The following is a 26,990-nucleotide window of genomic DNA, read 5'->3' on the forward strand; positions in this document are numbered from 1 at the left end:
TCATTATTGATGACACCCTTTTTATTATTTTCGTCGTGAATGCATTGTTGTATGCATAGATGTCTTTTTTGAAATATTATTTCTTTTAATTCTGCAATTGCGATTTTTATCTTGCTGTTCATTGATTATTTAATATTAACGGCTTAGTTGCTAATTAGTCCCTGATCTGTATCATTGTTTTGTTTCGATATTTTTTCGAGGCTATCAATAAAGAATTGTTTATATATTTATATGCATTGATGCATTATTTTTATGAATTTTTATGTCACAAGGCATAACACATGGAAACTCCTGTTTCACGCAGTGCGTTGTATGGAAAACTGGCCGGCCCACTATTCCGGTCGCTGGAATCGGCAACGGCATTTTGCAAACTACGCTCTAATCCCTGGGTTGAGCTGACTCACTGGCTGCACCAGTTAACACAGCAGCCCGATAACGATATTCTCCACGTTCTTCGGCATTACCAGATCCCTCTTTCTGATGTGGAGAAAGCGTTACTCCGGCAACTGGATATGCTGCCCGCCGGGGCCAGCGCCATTAGTGATTTTTCTCACCATATCGATCTCAGCGTTGAAAAGGCCTGGATGCTGGCGAGCGTCCGTTACGGCGATAACAAAATTCGCAGCGGCTGGTTGCTGCTGGCCTTGTTGACCACGCCAGAACTGCGTCGGGTACTGAGCAGTATCTGCGCGCCGCTGGCCATGCTTCCGGTTGATGAACTGACGGAAATACTGCCCTCGTTGATCGAAACATCGCCGGAAGCGCAGGAGCGCCCTTACGACGGCTCCGGTCTGGCATCAGCCACTCCCGGTGAAAGCAGCCAGGCGATTCCCAACGGCGTGCAGGACGGTAAATCCGCGCTGGCAAAATACTGTCAGGACATGACGGCACAGGCGCGCGACGGCAAAATCGACCCGGTGACGGGGCGTGAGCATGAAATCCGCACCATGACGGATATTCTGCTGCGCCGTCGCCAGAATAATCCACTACTGACTGGTGAGGCGGGCGTCGGAAAGACGGCGGTCGTCGAAGGTTTTGCCCTCGCGATTGCGCAGGGGGAAGTGCCGCCCGCGCTGCGGGAAGTACGGCTGCTGGCGCTGGACGTTGGCGCTCTGTTGGCCGGAGCCAGCATGAAAGGCGAGTTTGAATCGCGTCTGAAAGGGTTACTGGAAGAGGCCGGGCGCTCGCCGCAGCCGGTTATTCTGTTTGTCGATGAAGTTCACACTCTGGTGGGCGCGGGCGGCGCATCCGGCACGGGCGATGCCGCTAACCTGCTGAAACCGGCGCTGGCGCGCGGCACCCTGCGGACTATCGGCGCCACCACCTGGAGCGAATACAAGCGCCATATTGAGAAAGATCCGGCGCTGACCCGTCGTTTTCAGGTGTTGCAGATTGCCGAACCGGAAGAGAGCCCCGCAATGGAAATGGTGCGTGGTCTGGTGGATACGCTGGAAAAACACCATAACGTACTGATTCTGGATGAGGCGGTACGTGCGGCGGTACAGCTTTCTCACCGCTACATTCCCGCCCGGCAGTTGCCGGATAAGGCTATCAGCCTGCTGGATACCGCCGCGGCCCGCGTGGCGCTGACGCTGCACACGCCGCCTGCCAGCGTACAGTTCCTGCGCCAGCAGCTAAAAGCGGCGGAAATGGCACGGTCGCTGTTGCAGAAGCAGGAAAAAATGGGGATTCAGTCAGATGAGCGGCGCGATGCGCTGACGGCGCGAATTTTCTCGCTCAACAATGAACTGACTGCATCCGAATCCCGCTGGCAGCGGGAGCTGGAACTGGTACATACGTTGCAGGAACTGCGTCTCGCAGAGTCTGATGCTGATGACAAAACCACGCTGCAACAGGCCGAAACGGCGCTAAGGGAGTGGCAGGGCGACGCGCCGGTGGTGTTCCCGGAAGTCAGCGCGGCGGTTGTCGCGGCGATTGTCGCCGACTGGACCGGTATTCCTGCCGGGCGCATGGTGAAAGATGAGGCCAGCCAGGTGCTGGAACTGCCTGCCCGACTGGCGCAACGCGTTACCGGGCAAGACGGCGCGCTGGCGCAGATTGGTGAACGTATTCAGACCGCCAGGGCGGGACTGGGCGATCCACGCAAACCGGTGGGCGTGTTTATGCTGGCCGGGCCGTCCGGTGTCGGTAAAACCGAAACCGCGCTGGCGCTGGCGGAGGCTATCTACGGCGGTGAGCAGAACCTGGTAACCATCAATATGAGCGAGTTCCAGGAGGCTCACACCGTTTCCACGCTGAAAGGCGCGCCCCCCGGCTATGTGGGCTATGGCGAGGGTGGTGTGCTGACGGAAGCAGTGCGTCGCCACCCCTGGAGCGTAGTGCTGCTCGACGAGATCGAAAAAGCGCACCATGACGTCCATGAACTCTTCTATCAGGTGTTTGACAAGGGCGGGATGGAGGACGGTGAGGGAACACATGTCGATTTCAAAAACACCACGCTATTACTCACCACCAACGTGGGTTCCGACCTCATCAGCCAGATGTGTGAAGATCCGGCCTTAATGCCCGATGCTACGGGGCTTAAAGAGGCGCTAATGCCGGAATTGCGCAAGCATTTCCCGGCGGCATTTCTGGGCCGCGTGACGGTGATCCCTTACCTGCCGCTGGACGAAACGTCGCGTGGCGTGATTGCCCGTCTGCACCTTGACCGGCTGGTGGCGCGGATGGGTGAACAGCACGGCGTGACGCTGACGTATAGCGAGGAACTGGTCGCACATATTGTGGCGTGCTGTCCAATGCATGAAACGGGCGCGCGGTTGCTGATTGGCTACATCGAACAGCACATCCTGCCACAACTGTCGCGCTACTGGTTGCAGGCCATGACGGAAAAAGCCGCGATCAGGCAGATTGATATCGGCGTTAATGGTGATGAGCAGATTGTTTTTGAGATCGTTTGCTGAAACCGGCTGTTCGAAGTGTCCGTAGTGCGATTTTAAAAACTGTACCGGTATACCGCTCCCTTGGCGGCAACCAGTTGACTAAAAAGGAAATGAAGGATTATGGCTATCAACAATAGCGCGCAGAAATTCATCGCGCGCAACCGCGCGCCGCGCGTGCAGATTGAATATGACGTAGAGATTTACGGCTCTGAGAAAAAAATCGAGCTGCCGTTCGTGATGGCGGTGCTGGCCGATCTGGCTGGGAAACCGCGTGAAGAACTGCCGCCGGTGACGGATCGCAAATTCCTCGATATTGATATTGATAACTTCAATGAGCGCATGAAAGCCATTGCGCCGCGCGTGGCGTTCGCCGTGCCGAATACGCTGACGGGTGAAGGTCAGTTGATGGTCGATATCACCCTGGAAAATATGGACGACTTTTCGCCGGCACAGATTGCCCGCAAGGTGGACGCCCTGAACCAGTTACTGGAAGCCCGCACTCAACTGGCGAACCTCCAGACCTACATGGATGGCAAGGCCGGGGCGGAAAATCTGGTCAATAAACTGTTGCAGGACCCGACTCTGCTGAAAACGCTGGCGAATGCGCCGAAACCGGCCGCTACCCAGCAAGGTGTGTCAGCGGATAATGAATCAGCGGAATAACGTCGAATTTTTAAGGAATTTTCATGGCAAACAGTAATATGCAGGCAACCGACGCGGTTGCTCAGGATACCGTCTCCGCATCCGGTGAATTTGATGCGTTGCTGAATCAGGCCTTCCGACCCAAGACTACCCAGGCGGCAAAAGCCGTGGAAGCTGCGGTGCAGACGCTGGCGCAACAGGCGCTGGCGAACACGATCACCGTCAGCGATGACGCCTATAAAAGCATCAGCGCTATTATTGCGCAGATCGACTTTAAGCTGACCGAACAGATCAAACTGATTCTGCAACATCCCGACTGGCAGAAGCTGGAATCCTCGTGGCGCGGTATGGAGCATCTGGTTTACAACACCGAGACCGACGAAAAGCTGAAAATTCGCTTCATGAATCTGTCAAAAGATGAATTGCGGCGCAACATGAAGCGTTACAAGGGCATCGCCTGGGATCAAAGCCCGATGTTCAAGAAACTGTATGAAGCCGAATACGGCCAGTTAGGCGGCGAACCTTATGGCTGTATCATTGCGGATTACTACTTCGACCATACACCGCCCGATGTGGATCTGCTCGGCTCTATCGCCAAAGTCGCCGCGTCGGCCCATGCGCCGTTTATTGCCGGGGCTTCCCCCTCGGTACTGCAAATGGACTCCTGGCAGGAGCTGGCGAATCCCCGCGACCTGACCAAAATCGTCACCCAGAACCTGGAATATGCGCCGTGGAACTCGCTGCGGGCCAGCGAAGACTCCCGTTATATTGGCCTGACGATGCCGCGTTTTCTTGCCCGCCTGCCGTATGGCGCAAAAACCAACCCGGTGGACGAGTTTGATTTTGAAGAAGATGCGGATGGTTCTGACCATACCAAATACGTCTGGAGCAACGCGGCCTACGCGATGGGCGTAAACATCAACCGTTCCTTCAAACACTACGGCTGGTGTACGTTGATTCGCGGTGTGGAATCAGGCGGTGCGGTGGAAAATCTTCCCTGCCATACCTTCCCGACTGACGATGGCGGCGTGGACATGAAATGCCCGACCGAAATCGCCATCTCTGACCGCCGCGAGGCTGAACTGGCGAAAAACGGTTTTATCCCGTTGATCCACCGTAAAAACTCAGACTATGCCGCCTTTATCGGCGCACAATCGCTGCAAAAACCACAGGAATACTACGATCCGGACGCGACGGCCAACGCCAACCTGTCCGCCCGTCTGCCGTACCTGTTCGCCTGCTCGCGCTTCGCTCACTTCCTCAAATGTATCGTCCGCGACAAAATCGGTTCCTTTAAAGAGCGTGAGGATATGCAGCGCTGGCTAAATGAATGGATTATGAATTATGTCGACGCCGATCCGGTGAACTCCTCGCAAGAAACTAAAGCCCGTCGTCCGCTGGCTGCCGCTGAAGTAGTGGTGGAAGAGGTCGAAGGCAATCCAGGTTATTATGATGCGAAATTCTTCCTGCGTCCGCATTTCCAGCTTGAAGGGCTGACGGGATCGCTGCGCCTGGTGACAAAACTGCCGTCAGTGAAGCAGGGCAATGCCTGATATATATTTTATGAATGTTTAAGCGAGTGAAGATAGAGAAGATAGAGAATATAAAGAGGGATATGAAGAAAAGAATCTCGTCTCGCCCACTTTCTCGTAAAGGTGGGATACGTAGTGATGGTACATATCCGGATGCCAGTAACAATGCCGAAGCTTTTTATATTATTGAGTAGGAAATACATATTATGACCATAAGCTCAACTTTTCATCTGTTACCTGGTATTGTTCTGCTCTTTTCACAATATGCTGTGGCTTGGGAAGTCAGTTGTCCGGCTGTTATTGATACTCAGTCTTCTGCTGTGAGCCTGAAGTCTGATGTCCCAGCGCCGTGGCAGCTTTCTCCTCGATATATGTCGCGTTTATGGTTAAGTAGTATTGGGGTAACGCAGGGTAAACCTGAAAACCTGATGGATCTCAAACCAGAGACTAAAAAAGTAAACGGTGAAAATTGGTCTGTATGGGAAACAGAACGTGTTAGCGATAAAGAAACCGATCGCTATTGGGTTTCGTGTATTTATGGTCATGAACAGATATGGTTGACGCAACCAATACCTGCTTCTTCTACTCGCTGTAAGACTCATAATTTTGAGGGATCGCCAGAAGACCAGTCTATATCTTTTATCTGTAATTAGCGATTTGAGACGTGAAAATTTCAGTACAGGTTATGGTTTTTATTATCGGAAGTTATGAAGCATTATTCATATGCATTAAATAATGCAAATTCATAAAATAACTAAATACATTATCGGTACCGGAAAATATACAGTCTTCTGTTCTCCTGAAGTTATTGGAGAAGGATTCTGTACGGCAATGATTTATCTATAAACAAAAAGATATAGATAAAATCAGGTTTATTTTAAGTAAAACTTAATAAGGATATAAAAATGGCTTATGACATTTTTTTAAAAATTGACGGCATTGATGGCGAGTCAATGGATGACAAACACAAAAATGAAATTGAAGTACTGAGCTGGCGCTGGAATATCCATCAGGAATCCACCATGCACGCCGGTAGCGGCCTCGGCTCCGGTAAGGTCTCCGTCACCAACCTGGATTTTGATCACTATATCGACCGCGCCAGCCCGAACCTGTTCAAATACTGCGCCTCCGGCAAGCACATTCCGCAGGCCATTCTGGTTATGCGTAAGGCTGGCGGCAATCCGCTGGAGTACCTCAAGTATACCTTCACCGACCTGATTGTCGCCGTGGTTTCCCCGAGCGGCAGCCACGATGGTGAAATCGCCTCCCGTGAAACGGTCGAGCTTTCTTTCAGCACCGTGAAGCAGGAATACGTGGTGCAGAACCAGCAGGGCGGCAGCGGCGGCACCATCACCGCAGGCTACGACTTCAAGGCCAACAAAGAAATTTAACGGCTGTTTTTCCGGCCAGATGTTATGTCTGGCTGGTTTTATTGTTTTGATTTTAAAGGAATTTACAGTGAATAAATGGCGTAACCCCACTGGGTGGTTATGTGCGGTAGCTATGCCTTTTGCACTGCTCCTGCTTTCCGGATGCGGCAGTAGCGATTCGCTACCTGACCCCTAATCGCAGCGGCCTGGCCTGAGCGTGAAAGCGTTTTACAAGGTGAATTCTGACAATCAGAAGAAAGCGGCGTCCATGAAGATACGTGTTGAGAATTAATGACCTACACAGAATTTTTAGAGGTTAAGCAAAATGAACAGACCTTCATTCAATGAAGCGTGGTTAGCTTTTAGGAAGGTGAATCATTCCGTCGCTGATGTGGGTAGCATTATTGGTGGAAACGTTGGGAAAAATATAACTGGTGGTTATTTTCAAAATGCCTGCCCTATTCGAATGAGCTATGTTTTGAATGCGACAGGGTTCCCAATAGCCCGTAACTCTCCGTATGCAAAGGTTAGTGGTGCCGATAATAAATTCTATATTTATCGCGTGAATGATATGATTGATTATCTTACTCATACTATGGGCAAGCCTGATCTTATTGTTAATAATCCGAAACAGAGTGACTTTATCGGGAAGAAAGGAATTATCGTAGTAAAAGGGCATGGCTGGAGCAATGCCAGAGGACACGTTACATTATGGAATGGCAGTATCTGTTCAGATCAGTGCCACTTATTAAATGACCCAGATAATGGACCATTTGTTCCTGAAGTTGGGACTCTGTGGATACTGCCGTGAAATGGTTAATATTAGTTACTTTCAGCATAAGTGGAATGCTGGTATGGCAGCCATCCTTTGCACAAGAAGCATTGACCACACAATATTCACAGTCGGAACTCTTAAAAAATTGGGCGCTGAGTCATTGTCTGGCATTAGTATACAAAGATGATGTCGTTAAAAACGATGCCAGAGCTACGGCCAGTGCTTACCTTGAATATGGTAAACAATCTGTGGAGATTTACCATGAAATTGATGAGATTGCGAAAAAATATTCAGGGTTGAAATATAACGGTTCGATATCATCAGATTTTAATACCATGAAGTGCATAGATTTTATCCATGACAGGGAATTAAATGAATTAATTAAAAGGCGTGTCGAGAAGTAAAATTCAAAGATATTAAAAGCATACGTTCTCTTGCTCTGATGAATTTATGGGTAAGAAAGAGCTGTACAGGAATAGTTAATCTGTTCACCTAATAAAGCAGATAAATCAGGGCTTAATTTAGGTAGTTAAAAGGATAGTAGATATGTCTTATGACATTTTTCTGAAAATTGACGGCATTGACGGCGAGTCAATGGATGACAAACACAAAAATGAAATTGAAGTACTGAGCTGGCGCTGGAATATTCATCAGGAATCCACCATGCACGCCGGTAGCGGTCTCGGTTCCGGTAAGGTCTCCGTCACTAATCTTTCATTTGAACATTACATCGATCGCGCCAGCCCGAACCTGTTCAAATACTGCTCTTCCGGTAAGCACATTCCGCAGGCCATTCTGGTTATGCGTAAGGCTGGCGGCAATCCGCTGGAGTACCTCAAGTACACTTTCACAGATCTGATTATTGCAATGGTATCGCCCAGCGGAAGCCAGGGAGGGGAAATTGCGTCTCGCGAATCAATTGAACTCTCCTTCAGCACCGTGAAGCAGGAATACGTGGTGCAGAACCAGCAGGGCGGCAGCGGCGGCACCATCACCGCAGGCTACGACTTCAAGGCCAACAAAGAAATTTAACGGCTGTTTTTCCGGCCAGATTTATATCTGGCCGGATTTATTGTTTTGATTTTAAAGGAATTTACAGTGAATAAATGGCGTAACCCCACTCGGCGGTTATGTGCGGTAGCTATGCCTTTTGTACTGCTCCTGCTTTCCGGATGCGGCAGTAGCGATGCGTTACCTGACCTCGAATCACAGCGACTCGACCTGAGCGTGAAAGCCTCCGATAAGGTGAATCCTGACAATCAGAAGAAGGCCGCGCCCATTGAGATTCGTGTTTATGAACTAAAAAATGACGCCGCTTTCACGACAGCCGATTACTGGTCGCTCCATGACAACGACAAATCCGTCCTTACCGACGATTTAGTGCGTCGCGACAGCTTTATTTTGCGTCCCGGCGAAGAGAAAAAACTGCGTCGCCCGCTGAATGCGCAGACCACGGCAATCGGCGTACTGGCCGGATACCGTAACCTGGCCAAATCGGTCTGGCGGGTAACCTACAAAATCCCGGAGGCCCCGGAAAAAGCCTGGTACAGCAGCTTCGTACCGGGGAAAGGAAAAGTGCAGTTGGAGGCGGAACTGGAACAAAGCGCCATTGTAATTACGGAACGGGATAAATGAATTATGAGCTGGAATGACCGCGTAGTCTGGAGTGAAGGACAGTTTTTACTGCCGCAGATGTTTCAGCAGCAAGAGCGTTATCTGGAACACGTCATGCATTACCGCAGCCTGCCGCTGACCCCCTTTTTCTGGGGATTCAGCCACTACAATATTGATGGCGAAGCGCTGAACATCGGTAAACTGATACTGAAAGAGGCATCAGGGATTTTTCCTGACGGCACGCCGTTTAACGCACCGGACCACACCCCGCTGCCGCCGCCGCTGACCATCCTGCCGGAGCACCTGAACCAGCAGATTTGTCTGGCGGTACCGGTTCGCGCGCCGAACAGCGAAGAAACTACGTTTGACAATAACCCGGAATCACTGGCGCGTTTCTCGGTACATGAACACGACATCCGCGACGCCAACTCGCTGGGACGTGGCGCGCAGTTATTACAGCTCAGTCACCTGCGCCTGCGGCTGCTGCCGGAAAAAGCGGTGACGGGCGCCTGGATTGGCCTGCCGCTGACCCGCATCACCGGGCTGAACCCTGACGGGCGGATAGATATCGACCACGACCTGATCCCGCCCATCATTAATTATCAGGCCAGTTCACTGATGTGTACCTGGCTGTCGTGGATCAACGATCTCATCCGGATGCGGGCCGATTCGCTGGCGGAACGGCTGACAGGCAGCGACAACCACGGCCATGAAGCAGCGGAGGTCTCCGATTACCTGCTGCTGCAAATTCTCAATCGCTTTGAGCCGCTGTTGACCCACCTGGCGAAAACGCCGCTGGCCCCGGAAGTGTTGTATCGCTACCTGTCCGAACTGGCCGGGGAACTCTCCACCTATGTGCGTCCACAAACGCGACGGCCCGCTGAATACAAAGAGTACAAACACCTGACGCCCTATGCCGGGGTGAAATCGCTGGTTGATGAGGTGCAGTTCCTGCTGAATGCGGTACTGATCCGGGGCGCGCAGCGCATCGAGCTGAAAGAGGGGACTTACGGCATCCTGAATGCGGTGGTGGCCCCTTCCGATCTTGCCGATTTCAGCACGCTGGTACTGGCGATAAAGGCTTCAATGCCGACCGATGTGCTACTGCAACATTTTGCCGCCCAGACCAAAATCGGGCCATCCGATCGCCTGCCGGAACTGATCCGCTCGCATCTGCCGGGGCTGGCTTTGCAGGTTCTGCCTGTACCACCGCGCCAAATCCCGTTTCAGGCCGGATACATCTATTACGACATCCGCCGCGAGGGAGCATTGTGGGAACACATTGCCCGTTACGGCGGGATGGCCATGCATACCGCCGGGGAATTTCCGGGGCTGGAGACAGAACTGTGGGGAGTGCGCGATAAATGACAGACAGTACCCTGACGCCGCCAGCGGCGGACATGATGTCCTTTTTGTCCACCACGCCGGAGCATAAGGACAGTGAATATGAAACGCCGGTACACACCAGCCAGCGCACGGAACTCAATGTCATCGTTGAAGACGGTCCGGACAGCAAACTCCGGCTGGCTGAAATCAGCGCGGCGGCTAACCCGTTGCTCGCCGCTGCCCGGCCTTTATTGTGCGCTCTCGCAGCCATGCCCGCTAAACTGGATGCGGCCCTGGTAGAGCCTTACCGTAATCTATTGGTACGCGAGATGCATCTGTACCAGACATTATGCGATCAGGCGAACCTGCGGCGCGAGCACGTACTGGCGGTACGTTACTGCCTGTGTACGGCGCTTGATGAAGCCGCCAATAACACAACCTGGGGACGGCGCGGCGTCTGGGCCGGAAAAAGCCTGCTGGTAACATTTCATGGTGAAAGCGAAGGCGGGATAAAACTTTTCCAGATCATCGGGCGTCTGGCGGCCAGCTTCCAGGAGCATGGCAACGTACTGGAGGTTATCTACCACCTGCTGGGGTTGGGATTTGAAGGCCGCTACAGCGTGCAGCCAGACGGGCGTAAGCAACTGGACAATATTCGCCAGCAACTGCTGACACAGCTTTCACAGCGTCGCGATCCGGTTATGCCCGCGCTCTCGCCTGACTTTCAGGGGGCGATAAGCGGACGACTGCGGCGGATGCGCCGGGTGCCGGTCTGGCTGAGCGCCGGGATAGCCCTGTTGGCGATGCTGACGCTATTTGGCCTTTACAGCCACCGGATGGATGTGCAGACCGTCACCGTACAACAGCATATTGATGCGATTGGTATAAAACTGCCGCCGCCGCCCGTGCCGGTTCATAAGCTGCGGCTGAAAATCCTGCTGGCAAACGAAATCGCCCGTGGCCTGCTGACCGTGGACGAAGATGACCAGCACAGTAGGGTGGTCTTCCGTGGCGACGCCATGTTTGTGCCGGGACAGAAAACGGTGAGTGACGCAATCCGGCCAGTGATTAACAAAGCGGCGCGGGAAATCGCCCGCGTGGGCGGCGCAGTCACTGTAACGGGTCACACTGACAGCCAGCCCATTCATTCGGCTGAATTCCCATCCAACCTGGTGCTGTCGGAAAAACGGGCGGCGGAAGTTGCGGCGTTGCTGACCTCCGGCGGCGTACCTGCCGGACGGGTACATATCGTCGGCAAGGGCGATACGGTGCCGGTGGCGGATAACGGCAGTAAAGCCGGGCGGGCGAAAAACCGTCGGGTGGAAATTCTGGTAGTGGAGTGAATGAATGATGAAAAAATCAACCTATGATGTGTCTCATCATTCGGCAGTATGTGGCGTGACGGGGGATTATTATCGGATCTCAGCGACATATCACATAAAACGATCTATCCGTGTTTTTTTGATCATTTTATGTTGTTTATTACCCGGTGGCGTTTTTGCCGGGTCCCTGATTAACGCAGGATTCATTTCCCCCGATAATGTCAACCTCAGTATACGGGATTTTCTGGGATTTTATGCCAGTGATAACTTACAGGAAAAAGATAATACACTGATGTATGTGTTGGGGGTAGCGGATGCCACAGAAGGTAAGACGTGGTGTGGATATGGTCAGGTTGACAGTATAACAATAAACCATACTGTGCTGGCCTGGCTTGATCGGTACTCTGTGAAAAAGCCTGATGCAAGAGCTTCGGTGCTGATAGAGGAAGCATTAGTTAAAAATTTCCCCTGTCAGGGGACTGAACCCTCCGTAAAAATTGCTTCCCGGTCATCTCCTGTGTTATCCCTGACGCCGGATGCGCTTAATCTTTCAGGTAATGACTTTTTTAAATTTTGGGTATCTGGTAATCAACTGGATAAACTCAGGGCGGGTATCTATCTGCTTGGCGTGGAGGATGCAACGGAGAAAAAACTATGGTGTGGATACGATTTATTTAAGACGCTAACATTAAATGAAATTGTCTATGTTTTTCTTAAAAATAAAACACATAAAGAACTTAATTCTCGCGCGGCTGAGCTTATTATGGATAAATTAATTAAATATTCATGTGATACAGGGGTTAAAAAATGAAACCTTTATTCTCAGTGCTAAAGTCTAATCATAATTCATCATCTTTTGAAAGTCCTGATTTTGTTGATTCGAAAGATTTCTATGCAGGCATTGGTTATGACCAGGGGAAACTTGGTGCTCAGTTTGAAAATACCTGTGCGGCCCGTATGAGCGTGGCATTAATTAAATCAGGTGTGAAGTTTAAAGGCCGTCTTCTCCCGATAAAAGAGGGCAAGTGGAAGGGCCGGAGCATTGAAACAGGCGCTAAAAATCTGGCAGATATACTTTCGCAGGCAACTGTTTTCGGTAAACCTGCGGTCTGGCGTGATCCGACTAAATTTCAGACAGAACTGGGTAATAAAAAAGGTGTGGTCTTCTTCTGGAAAATTGATGGATATAATGGTGGGAGTGGTAGTCATATCGATCTGATTGAGCCGACCAGTGCCGGGGCAGTATGTCATTCACACTGTTATTTTACCTGTAAGCAAATTTGGTTCTGGGAATTACGCTAAAATTCTGAAATTCCGTTCGTGTGATTTGAGTGAAATGGAATGTAATAATGCCGGAATTCTGAAGGGTTGAGAGACGAAAACACACGTTCAGGGTCCGTGAAGTATTTTTGACTTCCGGATTTATTATTTTTCAAGAGCTTTCTATATTTTTTTTAAATTAATTACGGTAACGGGAGATTGTTTTCTGGTCTCAGCGCTTTGCTGTTACTGATTATTGGGTGGCGAGTCGAAATATAATGCAAAAATTTCTCAGTCTGCTTTTTTCCCGGCGCGCGCTGGCGATTGTGGGCGTTCTGGTTCTGGCGCTGCTGGTCTGGTTTGTCGGGCCGCTGGTGTCATTTGATACCCTGCGCCCGCTGGCCTCCGTGGGTAGCCGGGTAGTGACCATTGCCCTGTTGCTGATGCTGCTGGTACTGTGGCTGGTCAACTGGTCGATGAGTATCATCGGCATCAGTGTCCTGTGCCTGGCGATTGGCTTCGTCACACCGCTGCTGGCCCTGGGCGATGTCCATCCGTTTGCGCCGCTGTGGGTCCGCCTGACATTAATTGGTTTCATCCTGTTGGTGTATGCGCTGTACGGCCTGTACCGGCTGTGGCGTGCGCTGCGTATGGATGAACAACTGCTGCGTCGCTTCCTGCATCCGCGCGGGGAAGAGGTACCGGTGGCAGGCGAGATCAAAGCCGACCTGCGCACCGTCAACCATATTGTCACGCAGGCCATCCGGCAGCTGCGGCAGTTGCGGGTGGATATGCCTGGCTGGCGTAAAATCTTCGAGGGAAAACGCTTTCTGTATGAGCTGCCGTGGTTCATGGTGGTCGGCAGTCCCGGCGACGGCAAAACCACGGCCCTGCTGAACACCGGATTGCAGTTCCCGCTGGCGGAGCAAATGGAGCAGACCTCGCGCATCCTGACAGTACCGGGTGGCGGCACGCTACACTGCGACTGGTGGTTTACCAACGAAGCGGTGTTGATTGATACCGCCGGACGCTACGCCCGCCACGATGACGGCGGCGAAGCGAGCGCCGCGCAGCGTAACGCCGGAGAGTGGCAGGGCTTTCTCGGTCTGCTGCGTAAACATCGCCCCGGCGCGCCGCTTAACGGCGTGATCCTGACGCTAAACGTGGCGGATTTAACCGCACAGTCACCGGCGGAACGCCTGGCGGCCTGCGCCGCTCTGCGGGCGCGACTGGCAGAACTGCGCGAGACCCTGGGGATTCGCTTTCCGGTCTATCTGGTGGTCACCAAAATGGATTTGTTGCCGGGGTTCAGCGAGTATTTTCGCACGCTGACCAGCCATCTTCGCGCACAAATCTGGGGCTTCACGTTGCCGTACAGCCGCAGGCGAAAAGCGGGCGACCCGCAGGCGCTGCACGCCGCCTGCGCGCAGGAGCTGGCGCGCCTGACGCTGCGGCTGGATCAGGGACTGGATACCCGGTTACAGGAAGAGTACGACCTTAAAAGCCGCCAGCGGCTGTATACCTTCCCGCGTGAGTTCGCCGCCCTCGGCGAGCCGTTGCTGGAGGCTATTGAACAGATCTTCCTCGATTCAAAATTCGATGCCACGCAACTGAATAACACGCTGCGCGGGGTGTTTTTCACCAGCGCCGCGCAGGCGCAGGCCGACGCCGTGGCCGACCAGTTGAGTATCTGGCAGCGCTTTGTCCGGGCGATAAAAACCGCCCGTGGCGAATCCTCCACCTCTCTCCCGCACGCTCTGCCGGACGGCAACCGCAGCTACTTCCTGCATGACCTGCTGACACAGTTTATTTTCCGTGAAGCGCACCTGGTGGAGCCAAACCTCCAGTGGGCCTGGCGTTACCGCCTGCTGCGCCTCGGCGGGCACCTGCTGGTACTGGTGCTGGCATTCCTGTTGTGGCAGGGGATGCAGACCAGCCAGCAGACCAACGGCGACTATCTGAATGAAATCAGCGCCCGCGCGACCCGGCTGGACGGTGATGTGAAAGCCTACACCGGTAAACCGGCGATGGCTCCCGTCCCGGCACTGCTGGACAGCGCAAGGGAACTGTCCGCCTGGCCGGAACTGGACCCGGACGCGCCGCCGCTGACCTGGCGCTACGGCCTGTACAGCGTACCGCCGGTAACCGACAGCGTGGCGTCGCTGTACAACCGTCTGCTGGATCAACTGCTGCTGCCGCCGCTGGTGAAACGGATGGAGTATGTGCTGGCGGACGCCATTGCCCGTCAGGACAGTAAAGCGGCCTACGATGCCCTGCGCATCTATCTGCTACTGAATCTGGATAAAGATCACGAAGATAAATACAACGCGGCGGAGATCCAGTCGTGGGTGATTAACGATCTGGGGAACAGCGACAGCGTGGCCGGGTTCGGCGGGCGCGCCGCCGTGCTGACGCATATCGAAGCGCTGTTTGACGGCAGCCGGGTGGTGCATTCACCGTATGAGAAAAATGAGGCGCTGATCCGTCAGGCGCGGGCATTCCTCGACGGTCACACCAGTACCGAGCGTATCTATGCGCGGGCGCTGGCGGCAATGGAGAGCGAAGCGCCGCAGGAGTTCACGCTGGTACGCGCCGTCGGCGCGGATGCGGGAACGGTGTTTGTGCGTAGCAACGGCGCGCCGCTGGATCGGGGCGTGCCGGGTATTTTTACCCGTGAAGGTTACCGGGAGCTGTTCGACAAACGATTACCGGAATTTGTGGCGGCGGCGACGGCGAACGATGGCTGGGTGATGGGCCGGGAGAGTACGCCAAAAAAGCTGACTGACAGCCTGCGCAGCCAGATACCGGGGCAGGAGCAGTCTGTCGCCCGCGAAGTCCGCCGTTTGTACCTGACGGAATATGCCCGCCGCTGGCAGGATTTTCTGGACAGTATCCATAGTATCAACAGTGCCGGGGAAGAGGGCAGTTCCGGCCTGGCCTATGATTTACAGGTGCTGCGCACCCTGGCGTCGCCGGACTCTCCGCTGATGCGGCTGGGAAAAGCGGTGGTGGAGCAGACCACTCTGGTGCCGCCGCCGGACCCGCAGGCCAGACAGAAACAACTGGCGCAGCGCGCATCCGGTAACGCGGGGAAAGTGGTACAGACGGCAAAACTGTTCCAGGATATTCACCCGGAAGAGCGGCTGGAAAAAACGCTGGTGGATGATCGTTTCGCCGCGCTGCGCGAGGTCATTGCCGGGCGGGCGGACGGCGGACAGAGCGGTGGTGGGACGATGCAGATCGCTTCGCTGCTGACCATGCTCAACGAGTATTACACCCAACTGACCATTGCTGATAGCGCGCTGGCGGCGGGGACGTTGCCAGCGCGCATTACTGCCGCAGACAAGTTGCAACTGGAGGCGGCGAAACTGCCTGCGCCGCTGAAAAACATCCTGCTGGATCTGACGAAGCAGGGAACGCGCAAAATCAACGCCGGGACCGGCGACGTGCTGAACACCCAGATGGAGGCGATGATGGGCGACGACTGCCGTGACGCCATCGACGGGCGCTATCCGTTCGCCGACAGTCCGCAGGAGGTCAGCGCCGAGGACTTTAACCGCATCTTCGCCAGCGGCGGCGTACTGGATGCTTTCTGGAGCAAACAACTGGCTCCGCTGGCGGACACCGCCAGCGACCCGTGGCGCTACAAACCGACCGAAGGCAACATGACGTTGCAGGGGCCGGATTTAACGCCGTTTCAGCAGGCGAAGCAGATTCGCAGCGTGTTTTTTAACAGCGAGGGCGGGAAAAAATTTTCCTGGTCGATGCAGATTAGCGTGGTGGATATGGACCCGGCCATCACGGAACTGGTGATTGATATCGACGGTCAGGTGCTGCGCTACGCCCATGGTCCGGACCGGCCCCTGAAAGTGACGTGGCCGGGACCGCGCAACGGCTCGATGGCGGAAATCACCGCCAGCCCGCGTATCCGCCAGGACACCTCAACGCTACTGACCGGCGGGCCGTGGGCGCTGTTTCATCTGCTGGACGCCGGAATGGTACAGGAAACGGCGGTGCGGGGGCGTCAACTGGTGGAATATGATTTTGACGGTCGCCGGGTGGTGCTGGAAATCACCGCCGGGCGGGATTTTAACCCGGTCAGCCGGGAGCTGTTGCAGAACTTCAGTTGCCCGGCGAGGGCGCTGTAATGCGCCGGCCAGCGGTGGTATCAGCCCCGGCGATGTTCGGCAGGCTGCCGGACCAGCGCGACTATGTGCGCTGGCGGGTGGGCGCTGAAGAGGGACGAATATGGCAGGACTGGCTGAACCGCCAGACGTGGGTGGGCAGCGGGCGGCATATCGTGTTGCCGGAAGGCCAGACGACCGATGAAGAGCGTGACGGCTGGATGCACCTGTCGCCGCGTGGCGAACATGATATGCCCGCGCCGGAACACCATCCGCTGCCGTGGAGCTTTGTGATGTCGCCGGGATTTTTGCCGATGGGTGGGACGACTGACTGGCTGACCGGAGTGCTGATGGCGTCACGGGATAGCGTGGGACGCCCGTGGCCGCTGGTGATTTACCAGCGCTGCGGTCGGGAGTGGCTGGACGAGAGTTTGCAGGAGACGCAGGGCTGGCTGTACTGGCTGGCGAGGCTGGCGGCGCAGCATATCACGCCGGACACGATGCGGCGCGGGCGGCTGACCGAGCAAGTGGACCAGCTATGGGCGATGTGGCAGCCGGGGCCGTGGTGGGCGCAGTGGCTGCGCGGGTTACGACGTACATCGCAGCGCAGCCGGGAATTGACCGGGCTGCCGGATGAAGCACCGGTAGTAGAACTGCCGGGCGTGCGTTATCTGCCGTGGCCGGGCTGGCCGGGTAAGACGCTGGGGCAGGCAACACCGGGGCAAGGCTGGTTCTGGCAGCAGAACAGTGAAGGGCGGTATGTGGATGCGCTGCGACTGGTGGATGAAGAAAATAGAGGTCAGATGCTGTGAAAAAGTACGCTGTAGAGGTTCTGTTTATGTCTGCCTGTGCAGGAATGTTCCTGCCCGTATTTGCCTGGGGCGGAACAGATGTAAACATTGATAACCCGCTGGCGGAGTGTGTGGATATCCATCCCGTTCATCGTCAGGAAATGGATAACCTTACCATTCTGAAAACAACGGTCACACTGAAAAAAAGTACCGGTGAATGTGGCTGTTTCTCAACATTAATCAACTATACCAGCTTACTGGCGCAGGATGTTGAGGGTTACGGACGCGGAAGTGCATATTCCCTTCAGGAGGGGAATATTTCACTGGCGAAGATGCAGGGACGTTATCCTTTCAGCTTTGTATTATCGGTGGATAACCAGTCTGTACGGGATCAGAAGCTGGCGCTAATGATACGTTGTACACCACCGCTGTAATACACAGAATAGTCAGGGAGAAGATGATGGCAGTAAGACTGACTTTTGATGGACAAAAGCTGACATGGCCTGGTATCGGGATATTTAAGGCGACCACGGGGTTACCGGATTTACAGTGGCCAGATAAACAGTGTGTGCCGGATGCGGCGATACCGGAAGGGAATTATAAATTGTTTATTCAGTTTCAGGGGGAGGCACCGATAAGAAATGCTGCGGATTGTGATCTGGGACCATCATGGGGCTGGAGTACCATTCCGCGAGGCCAGGCTGCCGGAACATGTGAGATGTACTGGGCTAACTGGGGATATAACCGTATCCGGCTGGAATCAGCGGATGAGAAGACCCGAAAAGCCTGTGGGGGCAAGCGGGGTGGTTTTTATATCCATGATTCCACCAAAGGTTACAGTCATGGTTGTATTGAAGTGGAACCGGTGTTTTTCCGTATTCTGAAACAGGAGACGGAAAAAGAAAATGGTGAAAAGACATTTACGGTTAATGTTAAGTATGTTTCTGGTCAGCAAACGAATGGTGGAACAAAACAATAATACCGTTAAAACCGGCTGAAATTATCGTGTCTGGACGTGCTGTGGTTGACAATCATTACAATGGTGGCCAGATAAGTAATGAGCACGATGATAAAGTATATGACTGGCGGTGTGCTGGTTATTAATCAAATTTCTATAAAATGCAATGTGAATCTGGTAAGCGTAATAAAAATAAAATCATAATATTGTTATATTCATTTCCTTATTTATGTAATTCAGTATTTATGTTATGTGCTAATTTTTGTGTTTTTATTTTCATGGCTCTTGTCAGCAATATACCCTGTTCTTCTGGTAAATATTTAAATATAACAGGCTGGTTGCATTATAAAGTGCGGGGCACTGTTTCCTGACGGTGAGTCTATTTATTTTAATCCGGTATTAAAGGAGTCACTACCATGAGTTTTGTATCCACAAATAATAAATCCGGTATGGGAGGGCTGACGACAACCACGCCGCCGATAACCGGAGAAAGTGGCGGTGTCACCGCAGATTCAGTCGCCGGAAGCGTGGCAGATGCGGCGGAAGCCGCTGTGGAACAGGCTGCGGGATCGCTATTTGGCGCATTGCCGGAGCCATCAGGGCTGGTGAAAGCCGCGGTGGCAGCGGCGCAGGCCGCCGCCGCCGCAGGTATGGCGCAGGATGCGGTATCGGCCATCGTCTCCGCTGTTGCAGGCGGGCCGGGGGCGCATAATGTGACGGTCAGCGGCAGCGCCGTACCGCCGGGCGCATTACTGTTCGCCAGCCTGGACGGCGGCGAAACATTAAGTGAACTGTTCAGCTATGTGGTACAGCTAAAAACGCCCGACACCCTGAATCTGGGCTATGTCTCCCCGGCGGCCAACCTGCCGCTCAAACCGATGGTGGGCAAAGATCTGTGCGTCAACATCGAACTGGATGGTGGCGGTAAACGGCATATCAGCGGGCTGGTCACGGCGGCGCGGGTGGTGGGCCATGAAGGGCGTTCGGTTACCTATGAGCTGCGTATGGAGCCGTGGGTAAAACTGCTGACCCATACCAGCGACTACAAAGCATTCCAGAATAAAACCGTGGTGGATATTCTGGATGAAGTGCTGGCGGAATACCCCTACCCGGTGGAAAAGCGGCTGGTGGAAAGCTACCCGGTACGCACCTGGCAGGTGCAGTACGGTGAAACTGATTTTGATTTTCTTCAGCGACTGATGCAGGAGTGGGGCATCTACTGGTGGTTTGAGCACAGCGAGGACAGCCACACGCTGGTGCTGGCGGATGCCATCAGCGCCCACAAAGCATGTCCGGACTCGCCGCTGGTCGAGTGGCACCAGGAAGGACTGAAGCTGGACAAGGAGTTTATCCACACTATCACGGCAAACGAGAGTCTGCGGACTGGCCAGTGGGTGCTGGATGATTTCGATTTTACGAAGCCACGTTCATTGCTGGCAAACACCGTGGCAAACCCGCGTGAAACCGGTCATGCCACCTACGAGCATTATGAGTGGCCGGGAGACTACTTCGACAAGAGTGAAGGCGAGATGCTGACGCGCATTCGTATGGAAGCGCAGCGCAGCCCCGGCAGTCGAGTGCTGGGGGGAGGGAATATCCGCACACTCATGACCGGTTATACCTTCACGCTGGAAAACTATCCCACTGCCGAAGTCAATCAGGAATACCTGCTGATGCAGACCTTGCTGTTTGTGCAGGACAACGCGCAGCACAGCGGGCAGGACCAGCACTTTACCTTTTCCACCCGTTTTGAACTGCACCCCACCCGCGAGGTGTTCCGCCCGCAGCGGACGGTGAGCAAACCCCACACCAAAGGGCCGCAGAGCGCCATCGTCACCGGCCCGGCGGGCCAGGAAATCTGGACGGATCAGTACGGGCGGGTAAAGGTACAGTTTGGTTGGGATCGCTATGGCAAAATGGATGAAAACAGCTCCTGCTGGATACGCGTCAGCTACCCGTGGGCGGGCAAAGGCTTCGGGATGATCCAGATCCCGCGTATCGGCCAGGAAGTGCTGGTGGATTTCAAAAACGGCGATCCGGATCTGCCGATCATCGTGGGGCGTACCTACAACCAGGACACCATGCCGCCGTGGGGACTGCCGGGCGCGGCAACACAGAGCGGGATATACAGCCACACTATCGGCGGCGGACCGACCAATGCCAACGCCCTGCGTTTTGAAGATAAACCCGGTAGTGAAGAGGTCTGGCTACATGCTGAAAAAGATCAGCGTATTGAAGTTAATAATAATGAAAGTCACTGGGTGGGGAATAATCGGGTTAAGGTCATTGATCAGTCAGAAATAGCCACTATTGGCGCTGTCCGCGACCATAAAGTTCAGTATGACGATACCTCTCTGGCCGGAGGAAATAAAACCATTCAGACGGTAAAAGAGTTATATCTGGCAGCGGGTGATTCTATTACCCTGAGTTGTGGTGACACCGTTCTGTACATGAGCAGTAAGGGGGAATTTTACGTAACCTGTAAAACGTTCAATATTACTGCAACAGATGCCGATGGTCAGATTAATACTATAAAAGGGCAGCTGGATTTAAATATGAATAAAAGAGAACCCAAAGTGGGAACATTTGGTGAGTCAGAAAAAACAGCAATGGCAGCAGTAATTAAAGAAACTTTCCCACCCAAAGAATAGTTTTTATTTTAGTGCCGGACTTATCAACACTTTCAGACCAAAAAGGATTTTATATAATCATGACGAACTATTATATCAACGAAGCCATCTTGAGTTTCTCCGGTAATATATCCCAGGACAGCACCCTCAATATGATCCGCCTGAGCGATCCGGATGCGGCGCTGATTATCAGCCGCGGCAAAATGCAGGACGGTGATGAACTGGCGTCCCAGGTTGAACAACAGATGAAAAAACTGGAAAAGCAGGTTAAGGAACTGCGTTATACGCCAGCACAGGTTGTCCGGCTGGGTATTGACGGGAAAATGGAGGGGCTGGAAATACAGAGTCAGTTCATCCGGGGTAATGAGCATGTATACCAGTACCAGGCGGTATTTGTGCTACAGAGCAGCCGGGTAATGATGGCCCTGACCTATGCCCGCTCAACAGCGTTAACCGAAGCGGATAGGGGGCGCTGGGCGGATATCAAAAAGAATCTGCGTTTCAGGTTGGACCCAGAAAACACGGCAATCGGACAATAACACAGGGAGTGTGGTATGGGAGAAGCATTCTGGGCGGCAAGGGAAGGCGACGCGCTGCTGCATACGTCCTTTCTGGCAGATCTGGTGGGCAGTGCGCTGGAATTCGCCATCAATGCGGTTATTGATTTTGCGGCACTGGCTGTTGTGGCGCTGGCGACGGGGGCTACGGTGGCAACGCTGGGATGCAGCGCCGTATTACTTGTGGGGACCGTGGTCGGCGCGACGATGTTGCTGAGTGGCGCCGGGGAGAAAATCAGTAAAGCCTGTGAAGACATAGCCAACAGCCTTTTTCCGCCGAAAATTGAGGGATATATCCTGACCGGCTCAGGCGACACCCGGATTAACAGCAAACGGGCGGCGCGGGCGGCGGCAACGGCATTATCACGCCATGATGTAGAAACCCTGGATGCGCAGGCGCAGGCAGAGGCAGAAGAAGAAAAACGCAGGCAGGACGCCAAATCAATGTGGGATGTGGCCGGGGAATATCTGGATGCAGTAAAAGGCCGGGCAGAGAATATGGCTAAGGGCGTCGTTTCCGTGGTGAGCCGGATGGGATCAGCGGAAGGATGGGCCTCGCTGGGAAATGATGCTCTGGCAGAGGCGGGCGATATGCTTTCCGACACGGGCCACTTTATTTCAGAGATGTGGCAGCCCACGGTGGCAACGGCATATCCGGGGTCTGACCCGAAACAGGATGATAAAATCGACTGCCACAAACATCCCTCTTCATTCACCCAGTTTATGGCGCAGAAACTGCAGGCGCTGACGGATGACCCGGTGGGGACGGTACTGGGGGCGATGAACACTTTCGATGTGCTGGAAACCGGTTTTCAGGCGGCAAGCGCGCTTATCGGCAGCGTGTCGAACCTGTTCAAAGGCGACGATGAGCCGCCCGCAGCAGAATATATCGCCGAAGGGACGCGGGATGTGCGTATCAACAGCCAGCCTGCGGCGCGCAGCGGGGTACGCTGTACCTGCGAGGCAAAAGTGGTGGATGAGCCTGAGAACGGCGTACATGTATCCGGTGATGTACGTATCGGCGGGCCGCTTCTGGTGGTACGGGATATCAAAAGCGGTAAGTCACAAATAACCCTGGTGACCACCATTGCGCTGACGTTCATGCAGCCCGGACGGGCGTCAGCTAAAAGTGCCTGCTTTATGATGGGATTGGGCATTAACATGATGGTTCAGAAGGCGGGGAGTGCGCTGAACCGCCCGGTAAACGCCGCCACCGGAGCCAAGTACCTGGCAGGCGATGATGACGTTGATTTCAGTCTGCCCGGCCACTTCCCGCTGGAGTGGCAGCGGACCTACAGCAGCCGTGATGAACGGACGGAGGGGATGTTCGGGCGGGGCTGGAGCGTGCTGTATGAAGTGTGCCTGGAGCGTACGCCGGACAACCCGGATGAAAACTGCATGACGTATGTGGCCCCGATGGGACGGCGAATTGACCTGCAGGCGGTGGAGCCGGGGAGCGGTTTTTACAGCCCCGGCGAGGGGCTGGCGGTACGGCGCAGCGAACAGGGCCACTGGCTTATCAGCAGTGATGACGGCGTGTACAGGCTGTTTGAAGCGGACCCGTTCAGCCCACAGCGTCGGCGGCTGAAAATGCTGGGCGACCGCAACAGTAACTGCCAGCACCTGACCTACGACAACCACGGGCGTCTGGTGGAAATCAGCGGCGATCGGCAGCGCCCCTGCATCCGGCTGCACTATGAGCTGGCAGCGCACCCGCAGCGCGTGACGCGCATCTTCCGCCATCACCCGAAAGGGGAGCCGGAGCTGCTGCGGCGTTACCGCTACGATGAGGCGGGGCGGCTGAACGGGGTGGTGGACAACGCAGGTCAGTATCAGCGCGAGTTTGCGTACGACGACAACGACTGCATGACGATGCACCGGGAGCCGGGCGGCGAACGGTATTACTACACCTGGGCGTGGTTTGAAGGCCCGGACGATGCGGCGTGGCGGGTGACGGGCCATCATACGGACAGCGGCGAGCAGTACCGTCTGGACTGGAATCTGGCAGAACGTTCGCTGTGCGTGACGGATAGTCTGGGGCGTACGCGCTGCCACTGGTGGGATGCGCAGGGCCTGGTGACGGCGTACCGGGACGAGGCCGGGCAGATGACCACTTTCCGCTGGAGCGATGAAGAGCGGTTACTGCTGGGGATGACGGACGCGCAGGGCGGCAAATGGCGTTATGTCTATGACCGTCTCGGCCACCTGACGGAGACGCATGACCCGCTGGGCCGGGTTGAGCAGACGCAGTGGCATCCGGTGTGGCACCAGCCGGAAACGGAGGTGGATGCCGCGGGGGCGGCGTGGCGTTATGAGTATGATGAGCGGGGCAACCTGCAGGCGGTCATCGACCCGCTGCACCAGCGCACGGTATACGGGTATGACCGGCACGGCCAGGTGGTGCGGATAACCGACGCGCGGGGTGGAGATAAATACCTGCAGTGGAACGAAGACGGGCAGCTTATGCGCCACACGGACTGTTCTGGCTCGCAGACGGCATGGTTTTATGATGAACGCACGCGGCTGGAAAGGGTGACGGACGCGGAGAGTAACAGTACGCGTTACAGCTATGACGGCAACGGACATCTGACGGAGGTCATGTTCGCGGACGGGCGTACGGAGCGTTACCAGCCGGATGCGGCGGGACGGCTGGTGAAATACACCAGCCCGGCAGGGCAGATAACACGCTGGCAGCGGGACGGCCAGGGGCGGGTGCGCAGGCAGACGGATGCGACGGGTCGCAGAACGGCGTATGAGTACGACGCTTACGGGCGGCTGACCACGCTCACGAACGAGAACGGGGAAAGCTACCGGTTCCGGTACGATGTTCTGGACCGGGTGACGGAACAGACGGACCCCGGCGGCAGCCGCCGGGTATACGGGTATAACGCGCTGAATGCGGTGACGGCAGTGATATACGGCGGGGAGCGCGGGGGCGAAATCCGCCACGGTCTGGAGCGTGATGCGGCGGGGAGGCTGACGGCGAAAATCACGCCGGAGACGCGCACGAAATACCGGTACGACGCGGCGGACCGTCTGCTGGAAATCCGCCGCAGGCGGCATGATGCGGCGGAAGGCGGAGAGCCGGAAGTTATCCGGTTCAGCTACGACAGTGCGGGTAACCTGCTGAGCGAGGAGACGGCGCAGGGCGTGCTACAGCACCGGTACGATGTTCAGGGCAACCGCACAGAAACGCAGATGCCGGACGGGCGGACGCTGCGGTACCTGTACTACGGGAGCGGCCATCTCCAGCAAATCAACCTGGGGCGTGATGTCATCAGCGAGTTCACGCGCGACCACCTGCACCGTGAGGTGCAGCGGAGCCAGGGGCGGCTGGACACGCGGCGGATGTACGACCGGACGGGCCGGTTAACGCGGAAACTGACCTGTAAAGGAATGCGCGGTGTGGTGCCGGAGACGTTTATTGACCGGGAATATGCGTACAGCGGCCAGGATGAGCTGCTGAAAAAGCGGCACAGCCGGCAGGGGGTGACGGATTATTTTTACGACACGACGGGGCGTATCACGGCGTGCCGGAATGAGGCATACCTGGACAGCTGGCAGTACGACGCGGCGGCGAACCTGCTGGACAGGCGGCAGGGAGAGACCGCGCAGGCGGGTGCAGGCAGCGTGGTGCCGTTCAACCGGATAACGTCATACCGTGGGCTGCATTACCGTTACGATGAATATGGCCGGGTGGTGGAAAAGCGGGGCCGTAACGGCACGCAGCACTACCGCTGGGACGCGGAGCACCGGCTGACGGAAGTGGCGGTCACCCGGGGGGACACCGTACGGCGTTACGGGTACGTGTACGACGCGCCGGGCAGGCGGGTGGAGAAGCACGAGCTGGATGCGGAAGGAAAGCCGTATAACCGGACGACGTTTTTATGGGACGGAATGCGGCTGGCGCAGGAGTGCAGGCTGGGAAGAAGCAGCAGCCTGTATATCTACAGCGACCAGGGGAGCCACGAGCCGCTGGCGCGGGTGGACAGGGCGGCGCCGGGCGAAGCGGATGAGGTGCTGTATTACCATACGGACGTAAACGGCGCGCCGGAGGAGATGACGGACGGCAGGGGCAATATTGTCTGGGAAGCGGGCTATCAGGTATGGGGGAACCTGACGCATGAAAAAGAAACCCGGCCCGTACAGCAGAACCTGCGTTTCCAGGGGCAGTATCTGGACAGGGAAACGGGGCTGCATTACAATTTGTACAGATTTTATGATCCGGATATCGGGAAGTTTATATCGGGCGATCCAATCTCGCTGAGAGGTGGAATAAACTTATATGCGTATGCGCCTAATCCATTAAGTTGGACCGACCCATTTGGTTTATTTACATGTGGAGTAAACTGGAAGAAAGGTCAAAATAAATGGGCTAAAGGGAAGTTAGGTGATCATTATAGAAAGCATGTTCTTGAGCAAGGTGAGTTTGGTAATATATCAATGAAACAGTATCATGAACTAATGGAAGATTTCCTCATGGATAATTCACCCGGTTATAAATATGCAAAAATAGGAAATCAAATTATAAAATTTGATCCTGCAACTAATCGTGTTTTGGTTGGTAATGCTAAATCTAGGGAGATACTGTCTTTTTATAAGGCCATGCCCGAACATGTAACAACTGATCCTTTTAAGGATGCTGTCAATGTGGCATTAGGTAAAACAGGTTTATCACCAGCGGATGTAATATATAAATGAATACTATTAGAAGAAAATCGGCGATCATTATTTTTGCTATATATAAGATAGCATTATTATCGAATTCTGAAATAGAAGACATATTGTTTTCTGACTATCTGGATGAAGAAACTGGTGAGCCTATTGTTTATGAAGATATATATGATAGTGATATTCAGGATTTTCTTTTAAATTTTCATGTTGACGTAGTTTTTTATGGTATATCTAATGAATACTTATTTAATTTTCTAGAGAAGTGTTTTAATAAGAAATTTATTATTATTGGCGATGATCCTGAACTTAATAAATGTCCGTGTTGTAGTTATTTGACTTTGCCTGAAAGAGGGCAATATGATGTATGCCCCATTTGCCAATGGGAAGATGATGGAAGGTCCGAGGACAGCATAGAAACATATAGCACAGTCAATCATTCATCATTAAAAGATTACAGATTGTTAAAATTAGGAAAATTATCAAAAGAAGATATTTTTTATAGGAAAGGATAGTTA

Annotated in this window: 22 protein-coding genes and 1 pseudogene; all 23 read left to right on the forward strand. The window is 54.2% G+C overall.

Going from position 1 to position 26,990, the window contains the following annotated elements:
- The first annotated feature begins 281 nt into the window (after window positions 1-281).
- A complete protein-coding gene (gene tssH / locus NA986_RS10370) occupies window positions 282-2,921 on the forward strand; it encodes a type VI secretion system ATPase TssH (protein WP_023216587.1) in 2,640 nt (879 codons plus the stop codon).
- Between the two features lie 99 nt (window positions 2,922-3,020).
- Window positions 3,021-3,563, forward strand: a complete 543-nt coding sequence (gene tssB, locus NA986_RS10375) for a type VI secretion system contractile sheath small subunit (protein ID WP_000996815.1) — start codon at window positions 3,021-3,023, stop codon at window positions 3,561-3,563.
- A gap of 23 nt (window positions 3,564-3,586) precedes the next feature.
- On the forward strand, window positions 3,587-5,095 hold the full coding sequence (tssC, locus tag NA986_RS10380; protein ID WP_000013884.1) for a type VI secretion system contractile sheath large subunit: 1,509 nt from the start codon (window positions 3,587-3,589) through the stop codon (window positions 5,093-5,095).
- A 14-nt stretch (window positions 5,096-5,109) separates the two neighbouring features.
- Window positions 5,110-5,268: a BPSL0067 family protein gene (locus NA986_RS10385; protein ID WP_254895323.1), complete on the forward strand. Its 159-nt coding sequence runs from the start codon at window positions 5,110-5,112 to the stop codon at window positions 5,266-5,268.
- Between the two features lie 12 nt (window positions 5,269-5,280).
- Window positions 5,281-5,727, forward strand: coding sequence for an STY0301 family protein (locus NA986_RS10390; RefSeq protein WP_020437319.1), 447 nt, complete (start codon window positions 5,281-5,283; stop codon window positions 5,725-5,727).
- Window positions 5,728-5,979: 252 nt separating this feature from the next.
- On the forward strand, window positions 5,980-6,465 hold the full coding sequence (locus tag NA986_RS10395; protein WP_000312802.1) for an Hcp family type VI secretion system effector: 486 nt from the start codon (window positions 5,980-5,982) through the stop codon (window positions 6,463-6,465).
- Window positions 6,466-6,532: 67 nt separating this feature from the next.
- Window positions 6,533-6,727 (forward strand): annotated as a pseudogene (locus NA986_RS10400) (type VI secretion system lipoprotein TssJ); the annotation flags it as partial.
- A 42-nt stretch (window positions 6,728-6,769) separates the two neighbouring features.
- Window positions 6,770-7,255, forward strand: coding sequence for a type VI secretion system amidase effector protein Tae4 (locus NA986_RS10405; protein WP_001081550.1), 486 nt, complete (start codon window positions 6,770-6,772; stop codon window positions 7,253-7,255).
- Window positions 7,240-7,623 carry a type VI secretion system amidase immunity protein Tai4 gene (locus tag NA986_RS10410; protein WP_000379146.1) on the forward strand — a complete coding sequence of 128 codons (384 nt, stop codon included), beginning with the start codon at window positions 7,240-7,242 and terminating at the stop codon, window positions 7,621-7,623. Before NA986_RS10405 ends, NA986_RS10410 begins: the two co-directional genes overlap by 16 nt.
- Window positions 7,624-7,765: 142 nt before the next feature.
- Window positions 7,766-8,251: an Hcp family type VI secretion system effector gene (locus tag NA986_RS10415; protein WP_000119443.1), complete on the forward strand. Its 486-nt coding sequence runs from the start codon at window positions 7,766-7,768 to the stop codon at window positions 8,249-8,251.
- A 66-nt stretch (window positions 8,252-8,317) separates the two neighbouring features.
- Window positions 8,318-8,854, forward strand: a complete 537-nt coding sequence (gene tssJ / locus NA986_RS10420) for a type VI secretion system lipoprotein TssJ (protein WP_001045936.1) — start codon at window positions 8,318-8,320, stop codon at window positions 8,852-8,854.
- 3 nt (window positions 8,855-8,857) lie between these two features.
- Window positions 8,858-10,201, forward strand: a complete 1,344-nt coding sequence (tssK, locus tag NA986_RS10425) for a type VI secretion system baseplate subunit TssK (RefSeq protein WP_023205893.1) — start codon at window positions 8,858-8,860, stop codon at window positions 10,199-10,201.
- Window positions 10,198-11,502 (forward strand): type VI secretion system protein TssL, long form, encoded by a 1,305-nt coding sequence (gene tssL, locus NA986_RS10430; protein WP_000132483.1) that lies wholly within the window; start codon window positions 10,198-10,200, stop codon window positions 11,500-11,502. Before tssK ends, tssL begins: the two co-directional genes overlap by 4 nt.
- A gap of 4 nt (window positions 11,503-11,506) precedes the next feature.
- Window positions 11,507-12,292 carry a Rap1a/Tai family immunity protein gene (locus NA986_RS10435; protein WP_023232364.1) on the forward strand — a complete coding sequence of 262 codons (786 nt, stop codon included), beginning with the start codon at window positions 11,507-11,509 and terminating at the stop codon, window positions 12,290-12,292.
- Window positions 12,289-12,783 (forward strand): T6SS effector amidase Tae4 family protein, encoded by a 495-nt coding sequence (locus NA986_RS10440; RefSeq protein ID WP_023216589.1) that lies wholly within the window; start codon window positions 12,289-12,291, stop codon window positions 12,781-12,783. The genes NA986_RS10435 and NA986_RS10440 overlap by 4 nt, the downstream gene beginning before the upstream one ends.
- Before the next feature lie 236 nt (window positions 12,784-13,019).
- A complete protein-coding gene (gene icmF / locus NA986_RS10445) occupies window positions 13,020-16,889 on the forward strand; it encodes a Type VI secretion protein IcmF (protein WP_070793879.1) in 3,870 nt (1,289 codons plus the stop codon).
- Window positions 16,889-17,677 carry a TagF domain-containing protein gene (locus NA986_RS10450; RefSeq protein ID WP_001254128.1) on the forward strand — a complete coding sequence of 263 codons (789 nt, stop codon included), beginning with the start codon at window positions 16,889-16,891 and terminating at the stop codon, window positions 17,675-17,677. The genes icmF and NA986_RS10450 overlap by 1 nt, the downstream gene beginning before the upstream one ends.
- Window positions 17,674-18,090 carry a DUF2195 family protein gene (locus NA986_RS10455; protein WP_001596567.1) on the forward strand — a complete coding sequence of 139 codons (417 nt, stop codon included), beginning with the start codon at window positions 17,674-17,676 and terminating at the stop codon, window positions 18,088-18,090. Before NA986_RS10450 ends, NA986_RS10455 begins: the two co-directional genes overlap by 4 nt.
- Before the next feature lie 23 nt (window positions 18,091-18,113).
- The gene (locus tag NA986_RS10460; RefSeq protein ID WP_023994364.1) at window positions 18,114-18,635 is read left to right on the forward strand and encodes a DUF2778 domain-containing protein; all 522 of its coding nucleotides are present in this window, start codon (window positions 18,114-18,116) and stop codon (window positions 18,633-18,635) included.
- Between the two features lie 395 nt (window positions 18,636-19,030).
- The gene (locus tag NA986_RS10465; RefSeq protein WP_023216770.1) at window positions 19,031-21,265 is read left to right on the forward strand and encodes a type VI secretion system Vgr family protein; all 2,235 of its coding nucleotides are present in this window, start codon (window positions 19,031-19,033) and stop codon (window positions 21,263-21,265) included.
- A 59-nt stretch (window positions 21,266-21,324) separates the two neighbouring features.
- Window positions 21,325-21,783 carry a DcrB-related protein gene (locus NA986_RS10470; RefSeq protein WP_023216769.1) on the forward strand — a complete coding sequence of 153 codons (459 nt, stop codon included), beginning with the start codon at window positions 21,325-21,327 and terminating at the stop codon, window positions 21,781-21,783.
- Between the two features lie 15 nt (window positions 21,784-21,798).
- Entirely contained in the window at window positions 21,799-26,502 is a 4,704-nt protein-coding gene (locus NA986_RS10475; protein WP_023216768.1) for an RHS repeat-associated core domain-containing protein, read from the forward strand.
- Entirely contained in the window at window positions 26,499-26,987 is a 489-nt protein-coding gene (locus NA986_RS10480; RefSeq protein WP_023216767.1) for a CPCC family cysteine-rich protein, read from the forward strand. Before NA986_RS10475 ends, NA986_RS10480 begins: the two co-directional genes overlap by 4 nt.
- Window positions 26,988-26,990 lie beyond the last annotated feature (3 nt).

The organism is Salmonella sp. NW177 (genome assembly GCF_051811585.1).
Classification (GTDB): Bacteria; Pseudomonadota; Gammaproteobacteria; order Enterobacterales; family Enterobacteriaceae; genus Salmonella; species Salmonella enterica.